The sequence below is a fragment of the Porticoccus sp. GXU_MW_L64 genome, from assembly GCF_052983295.1.
The window spans coordinates 92,257-113,419 of sequence record NZ_JBRKJK010000012.1; the positions used below are offsets into that span (position 1 = coordinate 92,257).

16 protein-coding genes are annotated in these 21,163 nt (G+C 50.6%); 8 read left to right on the plus strand and 8 right to left on the minus strand.

Features of this window, described 5'->3' with window-relative positions:
- The first annotated feature begins 111 nt into the window (after positions 1 to 111).
- Both ACVBEJ_RS11235 and ACVBEJ_RS11240 read left to right on the plus strand, forming a co-directional pair.
- Positions 112 to 780 (plus strand): PEP-CTERM sorting domain-containing protein, encoded by a 669-nt coding sequence (locus ACVBEJ_RS11235; RefSeq protein WP_447129726.1) that lies wholly within the window; start codon positions 112 to 114, stop codon positions 778 to 780.
- Between the two features lie 235 nt (positions 781 to 1,015).
- Complete coding sequence (locus ACVBEJ_RS11240; RefSeq protein ID WP_447129727.1) at positions 1,016 to 1,642, plus strand: PEP-CTERM sorting domain-containing protein; 627 nt, start codon at positions 1,016 to 1,018, stop codon at positions 1,640 to 1,642.
- A 75-nt stretch (positions 1,643 to 1,717) separates the two neighbouring features.
- On the opposite strand, the gene prsR is transcribed toward ACVBEJ_RS11240, so the two are convergent.
- A complete protein-coding gene (prsR, locus tag ACVBEJ_RS11245) occupies positions 1,718 to 3,079 on the minus strand; it encodes a PEP-CTERM-box response regulator transcription factor (protein WP_447129728.1) in 1,362 nt (453 codons plus the stop codon).
- A gap of 161 nt (positions 3,080 to 3,240) precedes the next feature.
- On the minus strand, positions 3,241 to 5,274 hold the full coding sequence (gene prsK / locus ACVBEJ_RS11250; RefSeq protein ID WP_447129729.1) for an XrtA/PEP-CTERM system histidine kinase PrsK: 2,034 nt from the start codon (positions 5,272 to 5,274) through the stop codon (positions 3,241 to 3,243).
- Positions 5,275 to 5,508: 234 nt separating this feature from the next.
- Between prsK and ACVBEJ_RS11255 the strand changes: the two genes are divergently transcribed.
- The 6 genes from ACVBEJ_RS11255 (at position 5,509) to ACVBEJ_RS11280 (ending at position 10,739) form a co-directional block, all read left to right on the plus strand.
- Entirely contained in the window at positions 5,509 to 6,153 is a 645-nt protein-coding gene (locus ACVBEJ_RS11255; RefSeq protein WP_447129730.1) for an XrtA/PEP-CTERM system exopolysaccharide export protein, read from the plus strand.
- Positions 6,154 to 6,176: 23 nt separating this feature from the next.
- Positions 6,177 to 7,703, plus strand: a complete 1,527-nt coding sequence (locus ACVBEJ_RS11260) for a hypothetical protein (protein WP_447129731.1) — start codon at positions 6,177 to 6,179, stop codon at positions 7,701 to 7,703.
- An 11-nt stretch (positions 7,704 to 7,714) separates the two neighbouring features.
- Positions 7,715 to 8,506: a hypothetical protein gene (locus ACVBEJ_RS11265; RefSeq protein WP_447129732.1), complete on the plus strand. Its 792-nt coding sequence runs from the start codon at positions 7,715 to 7,717 to the stop codon at positions 8,504 to 8,506.
- A 175-nt stretch (positions 8,507 to 8,681) separates the two neighbouring features.
- Complete coding sequence (locus tag ACVBEJ_RS11270) at positions 8,682 to 9,986, plus strand: hypothetical protein (RefSeq protein WP_447129733.1); 1,305 nt, start codon at positions 8,682 to 8,684, stop codon at positions 9,984 to 9,986.
- 121 nt (positions 9,987 to 10,107) lie between these two features.
- Positions 10,108 to 10,335: a type II toxin-antitoxin system Phd/YefM family antitoxin gene (locus ACVBEJ_RS11275; RefSeq protein ID WP_447129734.1), complete on the plus strand. Its 228-nt coding sequence runs from the start codon at positions 10,108 to 10,110 to the stop codon at positions 10,333 to 10,335.
- A complete protein-coding gene (locus tag ACVBEJ_RS11280) occupies positions 10,335 to 10,739 on the plus strand; it encodes a type II toxin-antitoxin system VapC family toxin (protein WP_447129735.1) in 405 nt (134 codons plus the stop codon). The genes ACVBEJ_RS11275 and ACVBEJ_RS11280 overlap by 1 nt, the downstream gene beginning before the upstream one ends.
- A 481-nt stretch (positions 10,740 to 11,220) precedes the next feature.
- Here the strand turns inward: ACVBEJ_RS11280 and ACVBEJ_RS11285 are convergent, their stop codons facing one another.
- From ACVBEJ_RS11285 to rpoC, 6 genes are all read right to left on the minus strand, one after another.
- Complete coding sequence (locus ACVBEJ_RS11285) at positions 11,221 to 11,775, minus strand: plasmid pRiA4b ORF-3 family protein (RefSeq protein WP_447129736.1); 555 nt, start codon at positions 11,773 to 11,775, stop codon at positions 11,221 to 11,223.
- Between the two features lie 342 nt (positions 11,776 to 12,117).
- A complete protein-coding gene (tuf, locus tag ACVBEJ_RS11290) occupies positions 12,118 to 13,341 on the minus strand; it encodes an elongation factor Tu (protein ID WP_289152343.1) in 1,224 nt (407 codons plus the stop codon).
- Between the two features lie 70 nt (positions 13,342 to 13,411).
- Positions 13,412 to 15,517 carry an elongation factor G gene (fusA, locus tag ACVBEJ_RS11295; protein ID WP_447129737.1) on the minus strand — a complete coding sequence of 702 codons (2,106 nt, stop codon included), beginning with the start codon at positions 15,515 to 15,517 and terminating at the stop codon, positions 13,412 to 13,414.
- A 208-nt stretch (positions 15,518 to 15,725) separates the two neighbouring features.
- A complete protein-coding gene (gene rpsG, locus ACVBEJ_RS11300; protein ID WP_447129738.1) occupies positions 15,726 to 16,196 on the minus strand; it encodes a 30S ribosomal protein S7 in 471 nt (156 codons plus the stop codon).
- Between the two features lie 107 nt (positions 16,197 to 16,303).
- Positions 16,304 to 16,678 (minus strand): 30S ribosomal protein S12, encoded by a 375-nt coding sequence (gene rpsL / locus ACVBEJ_RS11305; RefSeq protein WP_447129739.1) that lies wholly within the window; start codon positions 16,676 to 16,678, stop codon positions 16,304 to 16,306.
- 207 nt (positions 16,679 to 16,885) lie between these two features.
- Entirely contained in the window at positions 16,886 to 21,112 is a 4,227-nt protein-coding gene (rpoC, locus tag ACVBEJ_RS11310) for a DNA-directed RNA polymerase subunit beta' (protein WP_447129740.1), read from the minus strand.
- Between the last annotated feature and the right edge of the window lie 51 nt (positions 21,113 to 21,163).

Consider the following 21,163-nt stretch of genomic DNA (forward strand, 5'->3'; position numbering starts at 1 on the left):
CTTAAAGGGATGTCTAACATACTGAAAATAAAACAATAAAAATAATGGCACGGTATATGCTTTCAACTAACAGTTAGCAAAGTATCAACCATTAAAAATCAAGGACAAGACATGAAAATCAAGAAGAGTATCTCCCAAGTGCTTTTAGCACTTTGCGGCCTTACACTTGCCTACTCCGCAAACGCCAATCTTATTGTAAATGGCGATTTTGAGACACCCGTTGTATCCGATGGCGGCGGCATTGGTGGCGGCTCCTTTTGGCGCTATTACAACGCCGGCGATGTTGGCGATTGGGATGGCAGCAATATAGAAATTTGGGATGAAACCAATTCATATGGTATTGGTGCCTACAAAAATAATCAGTTTATTGAGCTGAACTCTCACGGCGAACCCGCCCCCTTCTCAATATTTCAGGACATTGCCACCAACATAGGCCAAGAGTACAGCTTCACATTTGCTTATCGAGCCAGAGTAAGAAGTGCCGATGAACGTTTTCGCGCAACAGTTGCTGGCATAGATGATATGAACGTTGAAGGCGTAGCCCTTCTCGACTCAACACTAAGTGACCACATAGTTAGTGAGTGGTTCGTGTATTCTGCAAACTTTATCGCCGATTCCGACCGGACCAGAATTACGTTCACCAGCATCAGTCCAAACAGCACCTTGGGCAACTTTATTGACGATGTAAAAGTGGCCTCCGTGCCTGAACCTGGCACATTAGCACTGCTAGGCCTTGGCCTAATTGGACTTGGTTTTGCCCGAAGAAAACAAACTTCTTAATAAAACCTCGCGTCAGGCGATTTGCGTAACCCCCTGCAGCGAAAGCTGCAGGGGGTTTTTATTCATAATCCCAAGCCTCTTAGATGTCGAAAAAAACTACAGCAAAAATACACCCCTCTCATTAAAATTACGCAATCAATTGAAAAACATAGGGATTTAATTTTGGCCCGATATATGCTTTAAGATCGAGGCAAGGCTTGGAACAGTAATTTGAGCATACAGAGGAGCTTAAATCGTGAAAGGAATAAAACTAACCTTAGCTACACTTGCGATGACAATGGCATCATCAGCATTTGCAGCCATAACGTTTGACTTTAGCGAACGAATCAGTAGATCCAGTGACAACTCGTTGACTTTTGAAAGTACCGACGGCAACTACTCACTAGAGGCTTCAGGCTGGTCGATAAAACCAGACTATTCAGTCATACAGACAAATATAGCTTCAAGCTATTATGGTTTGTTTATAGAAAATGGCCCCAACGATAGCTCACACGAAATAGACGGCTATGGCTATAAAGATTACGCACTCCTGAACTTTTTAGGAAATGCTGTAAAGATTATTTCTGCCACATTCAGCTATGTTGACAGAGATGGAAGTGACGATTTCAATCTATTAGTAGATGGAGTGCAAACTCTTGACGACATCCCGCTAGCCGGTGACTTCTATTCCACCTCCTATGATTTTTCACCACAATTTACTGGGACAACTTTTGGGTTTCTTGCAGACTGGAAGGACGACGACTTTAAACTCAGAAGTGTTACTGTTGAGTATGTTTCAGTTCCAGAGCCTGCCTCGATCACCCTACTGGGCCTTGGCTTAATCGCCCTAGTATTTATCCGCCGCAGAAAAGCTCAATCCTGAAGCCTTTGATTTTGCTGCACAAAGCAAAGCCCTTGCAATTATGTATTGCGAGGGCTTTTCCTTTTCAACATTCAATCAGTGCCCAACCGAAATATCATATTTTTTCACTAAGTCGTAAAAACTGGTTCGGGCAATACCAAGTAACTTGGCCGCATCGCTGATATTGTTATCAGACATGGACAAGGCCTGAACAATCGCTCCTTTTTCTGCATCCTTGCGAACCTCACGCAGATTCAATGAAATCTTATTACCACCTTCATCCAGCCCCAAGTCGTCCACGGTAATCTGGCTGCTCTCCGCCATAATCACTGCCCGCTTGATCTTGTTTTCCATCTCTCGAATATTCCCAGGCCACTGATGACATTCAATAGCGTTGGTTGCTGATGTGTCAAAGCCTTTGATCTTACTGCCACTTTTCTGTCCATACAGGGAAAGGAAGTGCCGAGCCAGCAGGATTTTGTCCCCCTGCCTGTCTCGCAACGGGGGAATATCCACCACCACCTCACAAATGCGGTAATAGAGGTCTTCCCGGAAGGTACCCTCAGCCACCATTGCTTCAAGGTTTTTATTAGTCGCGCACACGACCCTTACATCAACGGGTATTTCTTCCCTACCACCCAGCCTCTCAATTACCCGCTCCTGCAAAAATCGCAGCAGCTTGGCTTGCAGGTTCAACGGCATATCGCCTATTTCATCAAGAAACAGAGTACCTTTTTGGGCAGTTTCAATTTTGCCTTCCGTGCGTTTGTTAGCGCCGGTAAATGCGCCTTTTTCGTAGCCAAACAGTTCGCTTTCCATCAGGTTTTCCGGCACGGCAGCGCAATTGATTGCTACAAAACGGCGTTCGCTGCGCCCGCTCAGCTCGTGTAGAGCTTTGGCAAGAACCTCTTTACCAGTACCACTTTCCCCCAATAATGTGCAAGTAACATCTGCCGGGGCCAGCTTTTCCACCATGCGGCAGACTTTAAGCATAGACTGGTCGGAGGCAATAACCCCCTCCAATGGGCATTTTTGCTGCTCTTGCAGGCGCTTGTTCTGCTGCTCAAGCCGGTACATCTTGTAAGCCCGCTCCACAATCAAGCTCAGCGTATCTACGTTAACGGGCTTATAGTAAAAATCATGAGCGCCATTGGCGACAGCCCGCAGGGCGTTTTCTTCTTCATTTTTGCCCGTCATTACAATGATTTTGCTACAAGGCGAAAGGCCGACAACGGCATCAATACAACGAAAGCCTTCCTCAACCCCTTCAGGGTCGGGGGGCAGCCCCAGATCCATCAAAATAACCGTTGGCTCGTGCAGACGAACAGCGGCTACCGCATCATTACAATTGGCAGCAATAACAACATCGTACTCCTCAAAGTGCCACTTGAGCTGGCTTTGCAGGCCAATATCGTCTTCGACGATCAGTAGCACGTCTTTGTCACTTTGTTTAGGCATATGTTTGGTATGGTTCTTTTATGTGTCTATAAGTTCGGTAGCATGACGCTTATTCAGAGGCAACGCGGAACATTCTGTTTGCGAGGCGACCAACGATTTTCCCGGGTTACGCTGCGCTGCACCCGGGCTACTGCCTTGTGCACCGTCATTGCAAGTCAAGGCTATGAAGCAGCGATTTTCAGGCGTATGGAGAAGGTTGTTCCTTGCCCTGGGCGGCTATTTACGTCCAGCGTACCGCCCAATTGGTTAATATAGCTGCGAGTCAGATAAACTCCTATCCCCATACCTTTTCCCGACTTTGTGGTCTGAAATGGCTTGAAAAGTTGATTTTCAACAAAGTATTCGTCCATGCCTGCACCACTGTCAGTTATGGCAATAACCGCCATATCATTATCGCGGTTCAAGACTACATCGATAGTGCCGCTATCGTCAGTGGCTTCCTGGGCATTTTTGAGCAAGTGGCTGATTGCAAGCTCTATGCGGTCTCTGTCGGCGTTGATATAAGCATCTTGGGACAACGTTGTGTAGGTGGGTACTGGCCTGCTTGCCGAGCAACCATCAATTACACTTTGAATGATATCGGCCAAAGAGAGTAGCTCCATAGCTTGAGAATCACTACTTTTCAACCGGCGCATTAATTTGTCCATTCGCGCCACCGAATTACTGATGGTATCTATGGCGTCATCAATAAACTCCGGGTTGTGCTTATGTTTGGCGGCATTACTCACCACCAGCGACTGCTGTGCAATTACATTGTTGATATCGTGCATAATAAATGCAGTTAGCTTGTTATAGGCATCAAATTGCAGATTTTCTGCCAGTTGTTCCGACTGCTCGTGTAGCTTCAGGTAGTTTGCCAGTTCCCTGCCCGTTAACTTGAGTAAATCCAGATCCTCCCAAGTCGGTAGCTCATTATGGTCAGGACTGGTTAACATCAAGAAGCCGACCAGTTGATTCTCACTCCCTGATAACAACGGCACAACCAGCCAGGCATTAGGTATATCGCCCAACCAGCGAGGCATTGCCGGGTTGTTTTTTTGCATCTCCCGCTTGGTGGCGCCTGGAATAAACACCCATCCCTCGGTTTTTAAGATATTGCAAAAATCTGTGTCTACTGGCTCTTTGGGTAGATCTACCCTTTCATCCATACCTGATTGGTAAAGTGGAGCGTAGTAGTAACCTCGTTTAAGCCAGATTGCCCCACCCGGAGCTTGAAATACCGACGACATGGCAGTGAAAGCCGTATGCAGCACACTGCGGTTGTCTTTAGGGTGGGAAAGACGATTGATAAACTTTAGCCACTCGTCTCGGTAATCGTACTTATGCTGATATAGGTGCTTGTTTACCAAAACCGCCAATTTCATGCGAAAAGTGCGTGAAAACAAGGCAAAACAGAGGGCGACGCTGGCCAAAAATGCAAACAGAATAAAGGCGACCCAACCCCAATTCCCACCGTAAGCGTTGATAAAATACGCCCCAATTGACGCCACCACAATAAATGCTCCAGAGGCGATCAATGAGGTCGTATAGAGTGCAGTAGGGCGAGACAAGGCTATCTTGGGCGTGCCGGTGTGAGCATTTGAACGGGGAAACAGCAAGATACCCACAATCATCAGAAAAGCAGTGGCGAACACCACCGCAGCTCGAGCTTGAATCACATTTTTACTTCTGCCTTGGAAAATGAGGCTATGGGTGTTGGCCATCATCTCAAAAAAGAAGAAAAGCCCCATTAGCAGGCAGAGCAGCTTGAAATAGCGGCTTACATTGGCGTTTCGGTAGAGCTGCTCAACGGACAACAGGCCGATAATGGCTTGTAGCAGGAATATCAGAAACAACACTCTTGAGGAGTAGATAATTGGTGTAAATAAGTCGAGAAAAACCCAGGTAGATAGGGCTATCGAGGCCAGAAGTAGCGATTTTTGCCCTTTGGTAGCCTGGTTATTAGTAACCTCGTTTAGCGCCTTGCCTAAGGCCAATACCCAAAGACTGTACTGGGCCGCTTCAACCTGAAGGAAAAAACGCACTGGCATTTCAAAGTGCAGCAGGCCCGTTACGCACATCCAGCCTGCACAACCCAAGGCAGCAAGACAGAGCCAAGCCTCACGCCGCCGGCCCAACAAAAAGGTAGCGGCCAAAAGAAACATCGCGACAGTCGCTATCCCATAGGCAAAAACGGTGATGTTCAGTTGATTCATGGTTACTTCATTCTCTATTTATCCAAAGACCTTCCGCACATCACCAAAACAGGCCGTTTGCACACATCCATACACCGGCCAACAGCTACGCAGCTCTGTCGGCTTCCATCACACCTGCGCAGCGGCTAAAATTGCCAACTGGCTCACAGATTCGCACCAAAGCCGCACAATACCGCAAGTTTATTGCATGAACCAACAGTTATAACTGCCGAGCCACGCACATCGGAGATTCAGATGACATTGTTTTGCATTGGGAAGTACAAAGCAGCCTTTTTCCATTTGCTTGTAGTTGGCAGCATGATTGCTTTGGCGGGCTGCAATAATGTACGGGAAGCCTCCCCAGAAATTAATGATCTTGTACGACCTGTCGTGGAAGAATACAAAATTGGCGTTGGCGACCAATTGCAAGTGGATGTGTGGCGCAGCCCGGAATTATCTGCTGCCGTTACTGTACTACCCGATGGAAAGGTATCGACTCCTTTGGCAAGCAATATTCAGGCTGCAGGGCTAACCACTGAACAGTTAGCAAATAACATCACCAAGGCACTTGATGTTGTCCTTAAAAACCCCAAAGTCACCGTAATAGTTAACAATGCTGACAGTACCGACTTTCAAAGAAGGGTACGAATTACAGGTGCCGTTAACAGCCCACAATCCATTCCTTATCGAGATGGCATGACGGTTCTCGACCTGGTCCTTCTTGCCGGCGGCCCTAATGATTTTGCCTCACTGAGAAAAGCCAAGCTATACAGAAATACTTCCGAAGGCGTTAAAGTTTACGATATTAATTTGGATAGTCTGCTTAATAAAGGCAAAACCGATGAGAATTATCCACTACAGCCGTCCGACCAAATCACAATTCCGGAAAGGCGCTTTTAAAGCAAGCCTGAGAGTGTAGATACATGGATTTTCAGTTTATTCGCGAGTTGCTTTTGGCGCTGTACGAGGAATTTAAAACGTACCGAAAGCTATTTGTTGCTTTTTTTGTAGTTATCCTTGTCACATTTCTTGGAGTTGCAAAGTTTTGGCCAGACAAATATGTAGCAACTGCACTAATCCAGGCCGACCGGAAAAGTACCACCGCCGACCTTTTAAGAAACCAGGCCGTAGTCCAGGAAGCACCACCGGCCAGAATAGCACAACAACTTTTTCATACTCGTTTGATTCTTACTGAAACTGTCACTGGCTTGGGAGAAATATCATCTTCAACCCTACCAGAGGAGGTTAATAGAGCAGTTGGAAACTTCTCAGGTCTATTTACCACCAGACCTGTGATTAGTACACGAACAGACAATGTTCTCGAAATAGAGCTTTCACATACCGACCCTGAGTATACTTACTCTGCGCTGAACACTCTGATAGACGTGTTTATTGCCAACTCGTCAAAAGAAAAACAACTGGATAGCCAACAAACTTACCAGTTTATTGATTCAAAAGTTCAAGAGTACCGCCGTAAGCTGGAAGTCGCAGATCGTAAGCTTTCAGAGTTTCAAAGCCGCAACACTGACGGCACGGAACAAGCTGCAGTTAGCCGCATTAACACCCTGCGCAATCAGCTGGAAGTATTGGCAATTGATATCGACGAAGTAAAAACCAGAGTACGGTCTATTAGACGAAAGCTGAATGACGAGCAGGAATACCAAAAAACAAAAGTTAAGCTGGCAATATTTGTAGAGCAACGCAAAGGGCTACAGGACAACCTTGATCAACTACGCCTTACTTACAAAGACGCTTACCCTGAAATCATCTCCTTGAAAAGTAAGATTGATGATATTGATCAGCAGATTTCAGAGCTACAAGCAGTTGTCCCCGGCAGTTACAGCGGAGAAAATGCCAGTGAAGAAGTGGCCTTGTTTGATGAATTACGAAGTCAGCTATCAGAAGCCGAAGTTAGCCTAGAGGGCATGTTACAAAGACGGAAATCTACCGAAAGCTTGCTGATAAACGAAGAAAGTCGGGCCAAAAGAATTGCGTTAAGTGAGGCCGAATTAACCGAACTAACGCGAGACTACAACACAATCAACGACATATATCAGGACTTTTTAAAGCAACGGGAAAGTGCTGACTTGTCTGTATCAATTGATCGGGAAGGCCAGGGGATGATCTACCAAATACTGGAACGGCCTATCGTGCCTACTGCGCCTTCCGGCCTCAGGGCGCTGCACTTTGTTATGGCTGGCCCTGTTGTCGGCCTGCTAATACCTCTCGCACTGTTGGTACTTTATGTATTTCTCGACCCAAGAATACGCAGTGAAAACACGCTGAGAATACAACTACCAGAAAGCATCGAATTGTTAGGTAGTGTACCCGCCTATACGACCAGAGATTCTTCTGGTGCAATATCGCGCGCGGATATGTTGTTGTTAGCTATAGGTGCCTTGGCTTTATTGGCTTATGTCTATACGGCCTACATATGGATTATCAGCTAGGGAAAACTGAGATGAGCAACTCCAACAATGTTGTCACCCCCCACCCAAGAGCACTTAAGGCGGTGGGCATCAATTCTGACTCTAAAATTGATCAAATTAATCAATATGTCATTCGCAGCCTGACCTACTCGCTCAGCACCAATGAACGCAAAAATTTGTGGAACAAAGATCAATGTCATCAACTCAATATTATCTATCCCGGCATGAAACAAAGTGAGCTGATAAACGCATATAGAGATATTCGCACCAAGTTGATTAAGAAAGCTCAGGGAAGCGGCGCTATTGTTGTTATCACTTCGCTGGGCGGAAAAGATGACCACAGCGTTCTGACTGCTTTTAATCTTGCTACCTGCTTGGCTTTGGATGAGAGCAAAACGGCACTATTCATTAGCTGCAATCCCTATGCCGACGAATGCGAAGAATTATCCATTCGCGACATGCAATTTGGTATTACTGATTACCTTACAAGTTCCAACGTTTCCCTGGCCGATATTACCTATCCATCAGGCGTCGATCGTTTGAAAATTATTCCCACAGGCGGCACTCGGGAGAGCGCTGCGGAATATTTCAACCACCCCAAAATGGATGTTATTGTTAATAGCATTAAATGCTCAATGCCCGATGCTTTTGTGATTATTCATGCACCCCCCGTATTGCATTACGCGGAAGCGGCAATATTGGCTGAAAAAGCTGATATGGCGATACTTGAATTGCCCACAAAGAAGGCAACCCAAAGTGATATAGAAAACGCTATAAAAACCGTAGGAAATGAAAAGGTTGCGGGCTTGATTCTTAGCCACTGAACGAATCTTTATCTGCATTCTTGTCATTCTAAGCGCAGCGAAAAAACTCATCAACCAATCGAAAACCGGGATCCTTCGCTGCATTCAGAGTGATACAAAAGGGACGAAATAACGACGCTTTTTGATCCCTCTGGAACATGTCAATTAACACCATCACTGAGAATGAGGCTCTATTATGACTAAAAGAATTGCCTTGCCAGTAATTGCCACAATTATTAGCACTCCTATAGCCGCAGATGTCAGCTTTTCTGTCGATCTGGAATCCCTATATACCGACAATGCCCAACGAATAGGCGCTGGCAATGTGTCTGAACGCCAGGACAGGCTATCTCTGTCAACCGACATCAGTCATCAAAACAGCTGGCTTAATGCCAATATCAATTACCGGGCTACACAGCTACTGTTTGATAAAGATTCCCAGGAAGATCGCCTGGAACTGGATGGGCAAGCTGACTTTTTATTTGGCAGTGAAACAGGCCGCTTCAACGTATCGCTGAATAATTCAAAACGCCAAGTTCTCAGCAACCCCAGCCAAACTGCTATTGCAGACAATCTGCAAACCCGCGATGTCACGACAATTGAGCCTCGCTTAAATATCTTCCAAGACCAAGCAGATACATTTTCCGTTGTCGGCACCTACAGCATTGTTAATTTTGATCGCAACGAATCTGCACAGACTTCTTTTGATACCACCACCACCGGCGCTTCATTATCGTGGGCACGAAGAATCAGCAAGGTAGATACCCTCACACTCACAGCACAACATCAAGACATTGAATACGATGATCTGATTGGCCAGGACTACCAGCTTCAAAGTGCGCTGCTCAGTTATAGCACCCAGCTCCGGCAACTCAGCTATACCATTGCCGCCGGCTACAATGTCAGCAAGCCGGATATTGGCGAGGACGACAGCTCTCCACGCTGGGAAATATCTGTGCAGTACGACAGCGGCGCCAATGTGTTCAGTTTTTTGTCTGAAGCCGCTCAAACTGACCCATCCAGGGGCAACCAAAATCAGTTATTACTTGGCAGTACAGACCAACTGTCGCTGGGCAATGGTATTACTACCATCGCTGGCACTTTTGACCGCAAGTCTCACACGCTCACCTGGACCAACTCATCACTTTGCAAGCGCTGCACAGTTACATTAACCGGCGGCCTGTCGAGCGAAGATTACAGCGAGCAATCCACCCTCAATAGCGATAATGATCAGCTACTTGCTTCAATAAGATGGGGCTATCAGTTGACCAGGGCGTCTAACCTGTCTGCCAGCTTTACTTATCGAGATACCGATTTCGATTCGGCGACTGCCCCACTTTCCGGTTTCGATTCAAATAGCATTCAAATTGCCTACAACCGCCAAATTGCCGAGAATTTTTCTTTACGCCTGAATGCCACTCAAACGGATCGCAGTGGAGAAGTCACTCCTGGTGATTTTGATGAAACCAGTGTGTCTGTTGCTGTTTCTTATCAGTTTTAAAACGCTCTGACACACTCCCCAAAAACACCACCTACCAACCAAACCACCAAATGACTATTGTCAATAGTCACTTGGTGGTTTAGCATTACATCTGTTGATGCCTACATCAGGAGTAATGCTTGTGGAACCTATCTCAAAAACCGAGTTTAAAGCCCACGCTCTGGAAGTATTAAGAGATATTGAAAAGAACGGAAAGCCAAGAGTCATAACGAATCGCGGCAAACCCACTTTGGAAATCCGGAAACTCAGGCAAAAAGAGACACCGCCGTTGCAGCTGCTAAAAGGTAGCGTGATTATGTATGAGGGAGCAACGGATCCGGTTGATGACGACACCTGGGAAAATGGGTAATGCTCATTATTGATACGCATGTGCTTGTGTGGTGGGTCAATGATTCTGAGCAACTTTCAGCTACCGCAAGAAAAGTAATCGACCACACTCTGGCCAATAATGGAGAAGTAATCATCTCATCCATTTCTGCCTGGGAAATAGCCATGCTGGTGGAAAAGAATCGGCTAATTTTGAGTATGGATGTAAGCAGTTGGCTGGAAGAAGTTGTTCAAATTGAGGGCGTTCGATTTGCACCCGTAGACAACGAAATATGCATTCACTCAACCACATTACCAGGGGAATTCCATAAAGACCCGGCAGACCGGATGATTGTTGCTACTGCTCGAAAGTTGGCAGCTCCGCTGGTGACGGCAGATAAAAAAATCCTCAATTACAAACATGTAAAAACCATTTGGGGCGAGTAGACCAGTGCCGAATGGCATTCAGTTAAATGCATCATGGCTGAAGGGAGATTGCCACGTCGCCTTCGGCTCCTCGCAATGACGGGAGTACCGTCACGTCCCGTCATCGCGAGCACAGCGCGGCGATCTTCATTAATGTGGCAGAGAACCTCGCAAGTGAAGTGCTAACTGGATGGAGGTTGCTTCGCTTTGCTCGCAATGACGGAGTGGGTGGTTGTTTCGGACAGTCGAATGCCCTACGCGATGGCAACCGTTTTTTAACCAAACAGCAATACCGCCCCCTTAACCGAATGCCACTTATTAACCCGGTAATACAAAAGGCGTCCTGCCTTTTGTATTGCGCGCTCAATAACTTTCACATAAAAGAAAGTGACGCACTTGCGCGGAAGTGCTTGATTTTATTGAGCTTGCGCTGGCTGCGCCAGCGGCGGCACATCCCTGTGCCGCATTATTAAACGCAACCTATAAGGTTGCCGGTTTAATATCACAGTTTTATTGCCTTAAGGCGCTTATTGATAGCATCTATATCAAATCTTTCAGAGTCAAATCTCTCACCATACCAGTCCAGCATCTCATTGTAGTCACCATGTTCCGGATTGGCCATTACCTCAACAAACCACTCAAAGCCCGGCACACCGCCAATATCTTCTGGTGGACAGTTATTTTCCCCTTCAAGGCACAAGGCGTGGTTTTGGGCTTTATCAACAGAAACACTTTTCTTGACTGTTAATTCATGTAGCCAGGAGTCGCCAAAATCATACATGTAATGAAATTTTTTCTTGCTTCCCAGCACATTTATCAGCTTTTTATTGAGAACCCCGGAATCTGCGTTGCTACTCCAGGGGTCCTGGCCAGCATAGCGTTCTCCGTTAATATCAAATTCGTAGAGATGACTGTAATCCCACCCCATGGCGAATTGTATAACGTAGTGCAATTGCTCCAACGTGATACCATCGGGAACAGTAACGATTCGCCAGATAACGGGATCGGTATATTTAAGTGCGATCTGTAAATGTAGGGTTTTTGATTTGATTACCATAGAACTGGCTCCTAAAAAAGACACTGGATTGCCGCGTCGCTGCACTCCTCGCAATGACGGCTTTGGATAATCTTTGCAACAACACCAGTACCACGGTGCAGCCACATTACTCCGTGGCAGCCTTGTCCTTCACCCTTTGGGTCCGCCTGCGGCCGCTCAAATCTGCTGTCCTGCAGATTTGTATTACGGACATCCTTGTCCTTCACCCTTCGGGTCGGCCTGCGGCCGCTCAAATCTGCTGTCCTGCAGATTTGTCACGAATCTCCTTTCTGGTGGCCACTTTCTTATCCAAAGAAAAAGGGCCGCTATGCGACCCTTTTTTGAGGCGTTTTGCTCAAATCATTATTCAATGATTTTAGCAACAACGCCAGCACCTACAGTACGGCCACCCTCACGGATAGCAAAACGCAGACCATCTTCCATCGCAATAGGCGCGATCAAAGTAACGGTCATTTGAACATTGTCGCCGGGCATTACCATTTCGGTGCCAGCGGGCAGTTCAACGTTACCGGTCACGTCAGTAGTACGGAAGTAGAACTGAGGGCGGTAACCTTTGAAGAACGGAGTGTGACGGCCGCCTTCGTCTTTGGACAGTACGTAAACTTCCGCTTCGAACTTGGTGTGCGGGTTTACGGAGCCAGGTACGGCCAGAACTTGTCCGCGCTCAACTTCGTCACGCTTGGTACCACGCAGCAGAACACCAACGTTCTCACCAGCACGGCCTTCGTCCAGCAGCTTGCGGAACATTTCAACACCGGTACAGGTGGTTTTGGTGGTTTCTTTGATACCAACGATTTCGATTTCGTCACCAACGGTAACGATACCGCGTTCAACACGACCAGTTACAACAGTACCACGACCAGAGATGGAGAATACATCTTCCACAGGCATCAGGAACGGTTGGTCGATGGCGCGCTCGGGCTCAGGGATGTAGCTGTCCAGAGCTTCAACCAGCTTCTTGACGGCAGTGGTGCCCAGCTCGTTGTCGTCTTTGCCTTCCAGAGCCATCAGAGCAGAACCGGCGATGATCGGAGTGTCGTCGCCTGGGAACTCGTAGGTGTCCAGCAGCTCGCGCAGTTCCATTTCAACCAGTTCCAGCATCTCGGCGTATTCTTCAGAGTCAACACCGCCGCAGTCTTCCGCCAGCAGGTCAGCTTTATTCAGGAATACAACGATGTAAGGAACGCCAACCTGGCGAGACAGCAGGATGTGCTCGCGAGTCTGAGGCATAGGGCCGTCAGTAGCGCCACAAACCAGGATAGCACCATCCATCTGAGCAGCACCGGTGATCATGTTTTTCACGTAGTCGGCGTGTCCTGGGCAGTCAACGTGTGCGTAGTGACGGTCGTTGGAATCGTACTCAACGTGAGAAGTGGCGATGGTAATACCGCGCTCACGTTCTTCCGGCGCGTTGTCGATCTCGCCGAAGTCTTTCATTTCACCGCCGAATACTTCAGCACAAACGCGAGTCAGGGCCGCAGTCAGGGTGGTTTTACCGTGGTCAACGTGACCGATGGTGCCCACGTTTACGTGGGGCTTGTTCCGTTCGAACTTCTCTTTAGCCACTGTAATATCCTCTTAGCTTCAGATTTTTAGGATTGAAAAAAACAGCCTCACAAGTGCTTACCTTGACCAGCTAGCGCTGGGTGCGGGCAATTACTTCTTCAGCGATATTGTTTGGAGCTTCAGCGTACTTCTCAAACTCCATGGTAAAGGTCGCACGACCCTGAGTTGCAGAGCGCAGATCGGTCGCGTAACCGAACATCTCCGCCAGAGGCACTTCGGCATTTACTACTTTGCCCATAGTGCCATCGTCCATACCCAGGATCAGACCACGGCGGCGGTTGAGGTCGCCCACAACATCGCCCATGTTCTCTTCCGGAGTAACGACTTCCACTTTCATCATTGGCTCCATCAGCACAGCACCACCTTCCTGGGCCAGCTTCTTGGTTGCCATTGATGCAGCGATCTTAAAGGCCATTTCGTTGGAGTCAACATCGTGAAAGGATCCATCGTACAGAGTGGCTTTCAAACCCAGCAGGGGGTAGCCCGCCAGTACGCCGTTCTTCATCTGTTCGCTGATGCCCTTCTCCACCGCGGGGATGTATTCCCGGGGGACTACGCCGCCAACAATCTCGTTGACGAACTCCAGCTCTTCGGCACCTTCGGTGCCTGGCTCAAATTTCACCCATACGTGACCGTACTGGCCACGGCCGCCAGATTGACGCACAAACTTGCCTTCAATCTCGCAGGTATTCTTAATCATTTCACGGTAGGCCACTTGCGGCTTACCGATATTGGCCTCGACGCTGAATTCCCGGCGCATGCGATCCACCAGAATATCCAGGTGCAATTCGCCCATGCCGGAAATAATGGTCTGGCCAGTCTCCTCGTCGGTTTTGACGCGGAATGACGGATCTTCCTGAGCCAGTTTGCCCAGGGCAATACCCATTTTTTCCTGATCGGCCTTGGACCTGGGCTCTACCGCCACGGAGATCACCGGCTCCGGGAACTCCATACGTTCCAGAGTGATCACCGATTCCGGGGTGCACAGGGTATCCCCGGTGGTCACGTCCTTCAAGCCAATACCGGCGGCAATATCCCCCGCCAGCACTTCTTTAATTTCTTCGCGGTTGTTGGAGTGCATCTGCACCATACGGCCAATGCGCTCTTTCTTGCCTTTCACCGGGTTGTACACGGTGTCGCCGGACTTCAAAGTACCAGAATAAACCCGGAAGAACGTCAGCGTACCCACAAAGGGGTCGGTGGCGATTTTAAAGGCCAGAGCCGCAAATGGCGCGCTGTCATCCGCTTCACGAGTGGCTTCTGTCTCGTTTTTATCGTCCAGCACGCCTTCAATGGCTTTTACTTCTTCCGGCGATGGCAGGTATTCAATCACCGCATCCAGTACCGCCTGCACGCCTTTGTTCTTAAAGGCAGAGCCGCCCAGTACCGGCACAATTTCATTGGCCAAGGTGCGTTGGCGAATGCCGGATTTGATCTCTTCCTCTGTCAGGGCTTCCCCTTCCAGGTACTTGTCCATCAGCTCGTCGCTGGCCTCAGCGGCGCACTCCACCAGATACTCACGCATTTCTTCGCACTGGCTGACAAGCTCTTCCGGCACGTCCGCATAGTCAAAGGTCATGCCCATGTCGTCTTCGTTCCACAAGATGGCTTTCATCTTGATCAGGTCAACGACACCTTTAAATTCGTCTTCCGCACCGATAGTCATTTGCAATGGCACGGGGGTGGCACCCAGGCGCTCTTTAAGCTGGTCGACCACCATCATAAAGTCGGCGCCGGCACGGTCCATCTTATTGACGAACACCATGCGCGGCACTTCATATTTATTGGCCTGGCGCCATACGGTTTCCGTCTGCGGCTGTACGCCGGAGGAACCACACAGCACAACCACTGCACCATCCAGAACCCGCAGGGAGCGCTCTACCTCAATGGTGAAATCCACGTGCCCCGGGGTATCAATAATGTTGATACGGTGCTGGTCAAACTGCTGCTGCATGCCAGCCCAGAAACAGGTGGTGGCGGCAGAGGTAATGGTGATACCCCGCTCTTGCTCCTGCTCCATCCAATCCATGGTGGCGGCACCGTCGTGTACTTCACCGATCTTGTGAGACAAGCCGGTGTAAAACAACACGCGCTCAGTCGTCGTGGTTTTGCCCGCATCCACGTGCGCGCAAATACCGATATTGCGGTACCGACTGATTGGTGTTTGACGTGCCACTTTAAATGCTCTTTAAGCCGAGTATTAAGTCACTGGGTCGCCGCGCTTCGCTCGCGATGACGGAGTTCGTCATTGCGAGGAGGAACGACGAAGCAATCCAGCGTCTTTCGTTGTTTAATTTATAAAAAGCTCTATTTCTTAAGCCACAAAAAGGCAGCTAAATAGCCACCTTTTTGTGAAAAGCCCAAATCCTGTTCGATAACAGTCGTCAGAACCGGAAGTGGGAGAAGGCTTTGTTGGCCTCTGCCATACGGTGCACGTCTTCACGCTTTTTCACCGCGGCGCCCTTGTTCTGGGAAGCGTCTACAATCTCGCCAGCCAGACGTTGGGCCATGGATTTTTCGCTGCGGTTACGGGCGTAGTCCACCAGCCAGCGCATGGCCAGTGCCGTGCGACGAGATGGGCGCACTTCTACGGGAACCTGGTAGGTCGCACCACCCACACGGCGGGACTTCACCTCTACCGATGGGGCAATGTTTTCCAGCGCCTCTTCAAACACCTCGATTGGGTCTTTCTTGGCACGGCTTTCCACGGTGTCCAGCGCGCCGTATACGATGCGCTCAGCCAGGGACTTCTTGCCGCTGACCATTACGTGGTTCATAAATTTCGCCAGTGTAACGTTGCCGAACTTGGGATCCGGCAGAATTTCGCGTTTGGCGACAACTCTTCTTCTTGGCATGTCTTTGCTCTCTTCAGGTTAGTCCGGGCAACTTATACATAACGTACTGCCTGTCCCGGCCTTACTAGTTATTCGTACGCGAGGTACGCAAATGTAAGTTCCCAGTCTTAAGACTTAGGACGCTTGGCACCGTACTTGGAACGTCCGCGACGACGACCGTCGACACCGGAGGTATCCAGGGCACCACGAACGGTGTGATAGCGAACACCCGGCAAGTCTTTCACACGACCACCGCGAATCAATACCACGCTATGCTCCTGCAGGTTGTGGCCTTCACCGCCAATGTACGAAGTTACTTCGAAACCATTGGTAAGGCGAACACGGCACACTTTACGCAGTGCAGAGTTTGGTTTTTTCGGGGTAGTGGTGTAGACGCGAGTGCACACACCGCGGCGCTGCGGGCAGGCCTGCAGGGCCGGTACGTCGCTCTTGGCTACTTTGCGTTTTCTCGGCTTACGAACCAACTGGTTGATCGTTGCCATTAAATAAACTCCAAAACCTTAAATAATTAACTTTTCAGCGCATTCAAGCACGACGAAAGCGCCACACTTGAATGCGGGAGCGGCATTCTAATGACACCGCTACCGGACGTCAAGCGAACAATCGTTCGACGTTTGAGGTTAGACGTTCGACGAAATTGGCTACGGAGCCACTCGTCGAACGTCAAACGTCCAACGTCAAACCTATACTCACTCTTCGCCGCTGGAACTCAGGGCTTCGCTCAGCGCTGCTTCCACATCGCTGGCAGTTACGGCCAGACCTTCGGCCTGCTCCGCTTCGCGCTCGGCGCGACGCTGTTTGTGGTGCGCCAGACCGGTACCCGCCGGAATCAGGCGACCCACAACCACGTTTTCTTTCAGACCGCGCAGACCGTCTTGCTTGCCGGTTACGGCGGCTTCGGTCAGTACACGGGTGGTCTCCTGGAAGGAGGCCGCAGAAATAAACGATTCAGTGGCCAGCGATGCTTTGGTGATACCCAGCAACAGGCGCTCGAACTTGGCGGGGAATTTGCCGTCCAGCTCCAGCTGCTCGTTCACTTCCATCACCCGGTTGAACTCCACCTGCTCGCCTTTCACGAACGGAGAGTCGCCCATATCGGTGATTTCCACCTTGCGCAGCATCTGGCGCACAATCACCTCGATGTGCTTGTCGTTAATGCCCACACCTTGCAGGCGGTAAACGTCTTGCACCTCATTGGCAATGTACTTGGCCAGCGCGTCTACACCCAGCAGGCGCAGAATATCGTGGGGGTTGTCGGGACCTTCAGAGATCACCTCGCCCTTCTCCACATGCTCACCTTCGAACACACCCAGCTGACGCCACTTGGGAATCAGGGCCTCGTAATGGGTGCTGCCATCGGGCAGAGGCTGGCCGTCAGTGGGCGTGATCACCAGACGATTCTTGCCTTTGGTCTCTTTACCGAAGCTAACAGTACCGGAGATTTCCGCCAGAATAGCCGGGTCTTTCGGCTTGCGGGCTTCAAACAGGTCGGCCACCCGGGGCAGACCACCGGTGATATCCTTGGTACCGCCACTCTCCTGCGGAATACGGGCGATCACCTCACCCACACCGATCTGGCCACCGTCAGTAGACATCACAATCGCCTTGGCGGGCAGTGCGTAGTGGGCCGGAACCGTGGAGTTGGGGAAGCACAGCTCTTTGCCTTTGCCGTCCAGCAGAGTCACCAAGGGCTTCAGGTCTTTACCTGCCGCCGGGCGCTCGTTGGGGTCCAGCACCTCGGTACTGGTCAAACCGGTCATGTCGTCGGTGGTACGACGAACAGACAGACCATCTTCCATACCGGAGAACTGCACCTTACCGGACACCTCGGAAATAATCGGGTGGGTGTGCGGATCCCAGTTGGCAACCACATCGCCAGCGGCAACGGATGCCCCCTCTTTTACCTTGATCACAGCACCGTAAGGCAGCTTGTAACGCTCGCGCTCACGACCGTTTTTGTCCGCCAGCGCCAGCTCACCGGAGCGGGATACGGAAACCAGCTCGCCGGTTTCGCGCTCTACCACCTTGGCGTTCACCAGGCGCACGGTACCTTCCTGCTTAACCTGAATGCTGTCCACCGCCGAGGCGCGGGACGCGGCACCACCGATGTGGAAGGTACGCATGGTCAGCTGGGTACCGGGCTCACCGATGGACTGGGCGGCGATAACACCCACCGCTTCACCGGAGTTGACCTTGTGGCCACGGGCCAGGTCACGACCGTAACACTCGGCACAGATGCCGTAGCGGGTGTCACAGGTGATTGGCGAGCGAACCAGAACCTCATCAATACCCAGGGCTTCGATGCGCTCAACCCATTTCTCGTCGATGATGGTGCCAGCGGGCAGAGCGATTTCGTCGCTGCCGGGCTTGAGCACGTCCTGGGCCACAACGCGGCCAAGGATGCGATCACCCAGAGATTCGATGATGTCGCCACCTTCAATCACCGGCGTCATCAGCAGACCTTTGTTGGTGCCGCAGTCGTCTTCCACCACAACCACGTCCTGAGCCACATCCACCAGGCGGCGGGTCAGGTAACCGGAGTTGGCGGTTTTCAGGGCGGTATCCGCCAAACCTTTACGAGCACCGTGAGTGGAGATGAAGTACTGCAGTACGTTCAAGCCTTCACGGAAGTTGGCGGTAATCGGCGTCTCGATAATCGAGCCGTCCGGACGGGCCATCAGGCCACGCATACCCGCCAGCTGACGAATCTGTGCGGGGGAGCCACGAGCACCGGAGTCCGCCATCATAAATACGGAGTTGAAGGAATCCTGATCTTCGTCGTCGCCATCGCGGTTGGTGACGGTTTCGGAAGAAATACCTTCCATCATCGCCTTGGCAACCAGGTCGTTGGCGCGAGACCAGATGTCCACCACTTTGTTGTACTTCTCGCCCTGGGTTACCAGACCGGAAGCAAACTGGGCTTCGATCTCTTTCACTTCGTCTTCCGCACGACCGATGATTTCAGACTTGGCGCCGGGAATCATAAAGTCGTTTACGCCGATGGAAGCGCCAGACTTGGTGGAGAAGTCGAAACCGGTATACATCAGTTGGTCGGCAAAGATCACGGTGTCTTTCAGGCCGACACGACGGTAGCACTCGTTGATGATGCTGGAGATGGCTTTCTTCACCATCGCCCGGTTCACCAATTCAAAAGGCAGTCCTTGGGGCACGATGTCCCACAGCAGGGCGCGGCCCACGGTGGTGTCCGCCACAAAGGTGCGCTCCTGGCGCTCGCCGTCTTCGTCGAAGGTCACTTCGTCGATACGCACTTTTACACGGGCTTGCAGGTCAGCCTGCTTGCTGTAGAAAGCGCGGGACACTTCTTTCACATCGGTGAACAGAGTGCCTTCACCCTTGGCGTTAATGCGCTCGCGAGTCATGTAGTACAGGCCCAGTACCACGTCTTGCGACGGTACGATAATGGGCTCACCGTTGGCGGGCGACAGGATGTTGTTGGTAGACATCATCAGCGCGCGGGCTTCCAGCTGGGCTTCCAGGGTCAGCGGTACGTGTACCGCCATCTGGTCGCCGTCGAAGTCGGCGTTATAGGCGGCACACACCAGCGGGTGCAGCTGGATGGCTTTGCCTTCAATCAGTACCGGCTCAAACGCCTGGATACCCAGACGGTGCAATGTTGGCGCACGGTTCAGCAGTACCGGGTGTTCGCGGATCACTTCGTCGAGAATGTCCCAAACCACCGGTTCTTCCCGCTCCACCATTTTCTTGGAGGCTTTGATGGTGGTGGCCAGGCCACGACCTTCCAGCTTGGCGAAGATAAACGGCTTGAACAGTTCCAGGGCCATACGCTTTGGCAGACCGCACTGGTGCAAACGCAGGGTGGGGCCAACTACGATCACGGAACGACCGGAGTAGTCCACACGCTTACCCAGCAGGTTCTGACGGAAGCGACCCTGCTTGCCTTTGATCATGTCGGCCAGGGACTTCAGCGGGCGCTTGTTGGAGCCAGTGATGGCGCGGCCGCGACGACCGTTGTCCAGCAGTGCGTCCACGGATTCCTGCAACATACGCTTTTCGTTGCGCACGATAATGTCCGGGGCGTTCAGCTCCAACAACCTTTTCAGTCGGTTGTTACGGTTGATTACGCGGCGGTACAGGTCGTTCAGGTCGGAAGTGGCGAAACGGCCACCGTCCAGCGGCACCAGCGGACGCAGATCTGGCGGCAGAACCGGCAGCGCTTCCATCACCATCCACTCCGGGTTGTTGCCGGAGTTGTAGAAGGCTTCCAACAGCTTGAGGCGCTTGGAGTACTTCTTGATCTTGGTTTCGGAGTTGGTAGCGGGAATGGCTTCACGCAGCTCGGCGATGTCTTCTTCCAGGTTGATGTCTTTCATCAACTGCTGGATGGCTTCCGCTCCCATCAGGGCGGTGAATTCGTCGCCAAATTCTTCCAGGGCTTCAAAGTATTGCTCGTCGTTGAGCAGCTGGCCGCGTTCCAAGGTGGTCATGCCGGGGTCGACAACCACATAGGATTCAAAATACAGCACCCGCTCGATTTCACGCAGGGTCATATCCAGCAGCAGGCCGATGCGGGACGGCAGGGATTTCAGGAACCAGATATGGGCAACCGGGCAGGCCAGTTCAATGTGGCCCATACGGTCGCGACGAACTTTCGCAAGAGTCACTTCAACGCCGCACTTCTCGCACACGATACCGCGGTGCTTCATGCGCTTGTACTTGCCGCACAAGCATTCGTAGTCCTTGACCGGGCCAAAAATCTTGGCGCAGAACAGGCCTTCGCGCTCTGGCTTGAAGGTGCGGTAGTTAATGGTTTCCGGCTTTTTGACTTCGCCAAACGACCAGGAGCGAATCATGTCCGGTGACGCCAGGCCGATACGGATTGCGTCAAATTCGCCAGTTTGGTCCTGAGACTTCAAAAGATTCAGTAGGTCTTTCAAGGTCTTTCCTCCAGTGGGTAGTCTGTTTGCCCCCCGCCACGTCAAGTAGCG

Bases quoted from the DNA above. Each gene is read 5' to 3' on its own strand.
- ACVBEJ_RS11235 (WP_447129726.1), top strand. From the start codon at position 112: ATGAAAATCAAGAAGAGTATCTCCCAAGTGCTTTTAGCACTTTGCGGC.
- prsR (WP_447129728.1), bottom strand. From the start codon at position 3,079: ATGCCTAAACAAAGTGACAAAGACGTGCTACTGATCGTCGAAGACGAT.
- prsK (WP_447129729.1), bottom strand. From the start codon at position 5,274: ATGAATCAACTGAACATCACCGTTTTTGCCTATGGGATAGCGACTGTC.
- ACVBEJ_RS11255 (WP_447129730.1), top strand. From the start codon at position 5,509: ATGACATTGTTTTGCATTGGGAAGTACAAAGCAGCCTTTTTCCATTTG.
- ACVBEJ_RS11260 (WP_447129731.1), top strand. From the start codon at position 6,177: ATGGATTTTCAGTTTATTCGCGAGTTGCTTTTGGCGCTGTACGAGGAA.
- ACVBEJ_RS11265 (WP_447129732.1), top strand. From the start codon at position 7,715: ATGAGCAACTCCAACAATGTTGTCACCCCCCACCCAAGAGCACTTAAG.
- ACVBEJ_RS11270 (WP_447129733.1), top strand. From the start codon at position 8,682: ATGACTAAAAGAATTGCCTTGCCAGTAATTGCCACAATTATTAGCACT.
- ACVBEJ_RS11280 (WP_447129735.1), top strand. From the start codon at position 10,335: ATGCTCATTATTGATACGCATGTGCTTGTGTGGTGGGTCAATGATTCT.
- ACVBEJ_RS11285 (WP_447129736.1), bottom strand. From the start codon at position 11,775: ATGGTAATCAAATCAAAAACCCTACATTTACAGATCGCACTTAAATAT.
- rpsG (WP_447129738.1), bottom strand. From the start codon at position 16,196: ATGCCAAGAAGAAGAGTTGTCGCCAAACGCGAAATTCTGCCGGATCCC.
- rpsL (WP_447129739.1), bottom strand. From the start codon at position 16,678: ATGGCAACGATCAACCAGTTGGTTCGTAAGCCGAGAAAACGCAAAGTA.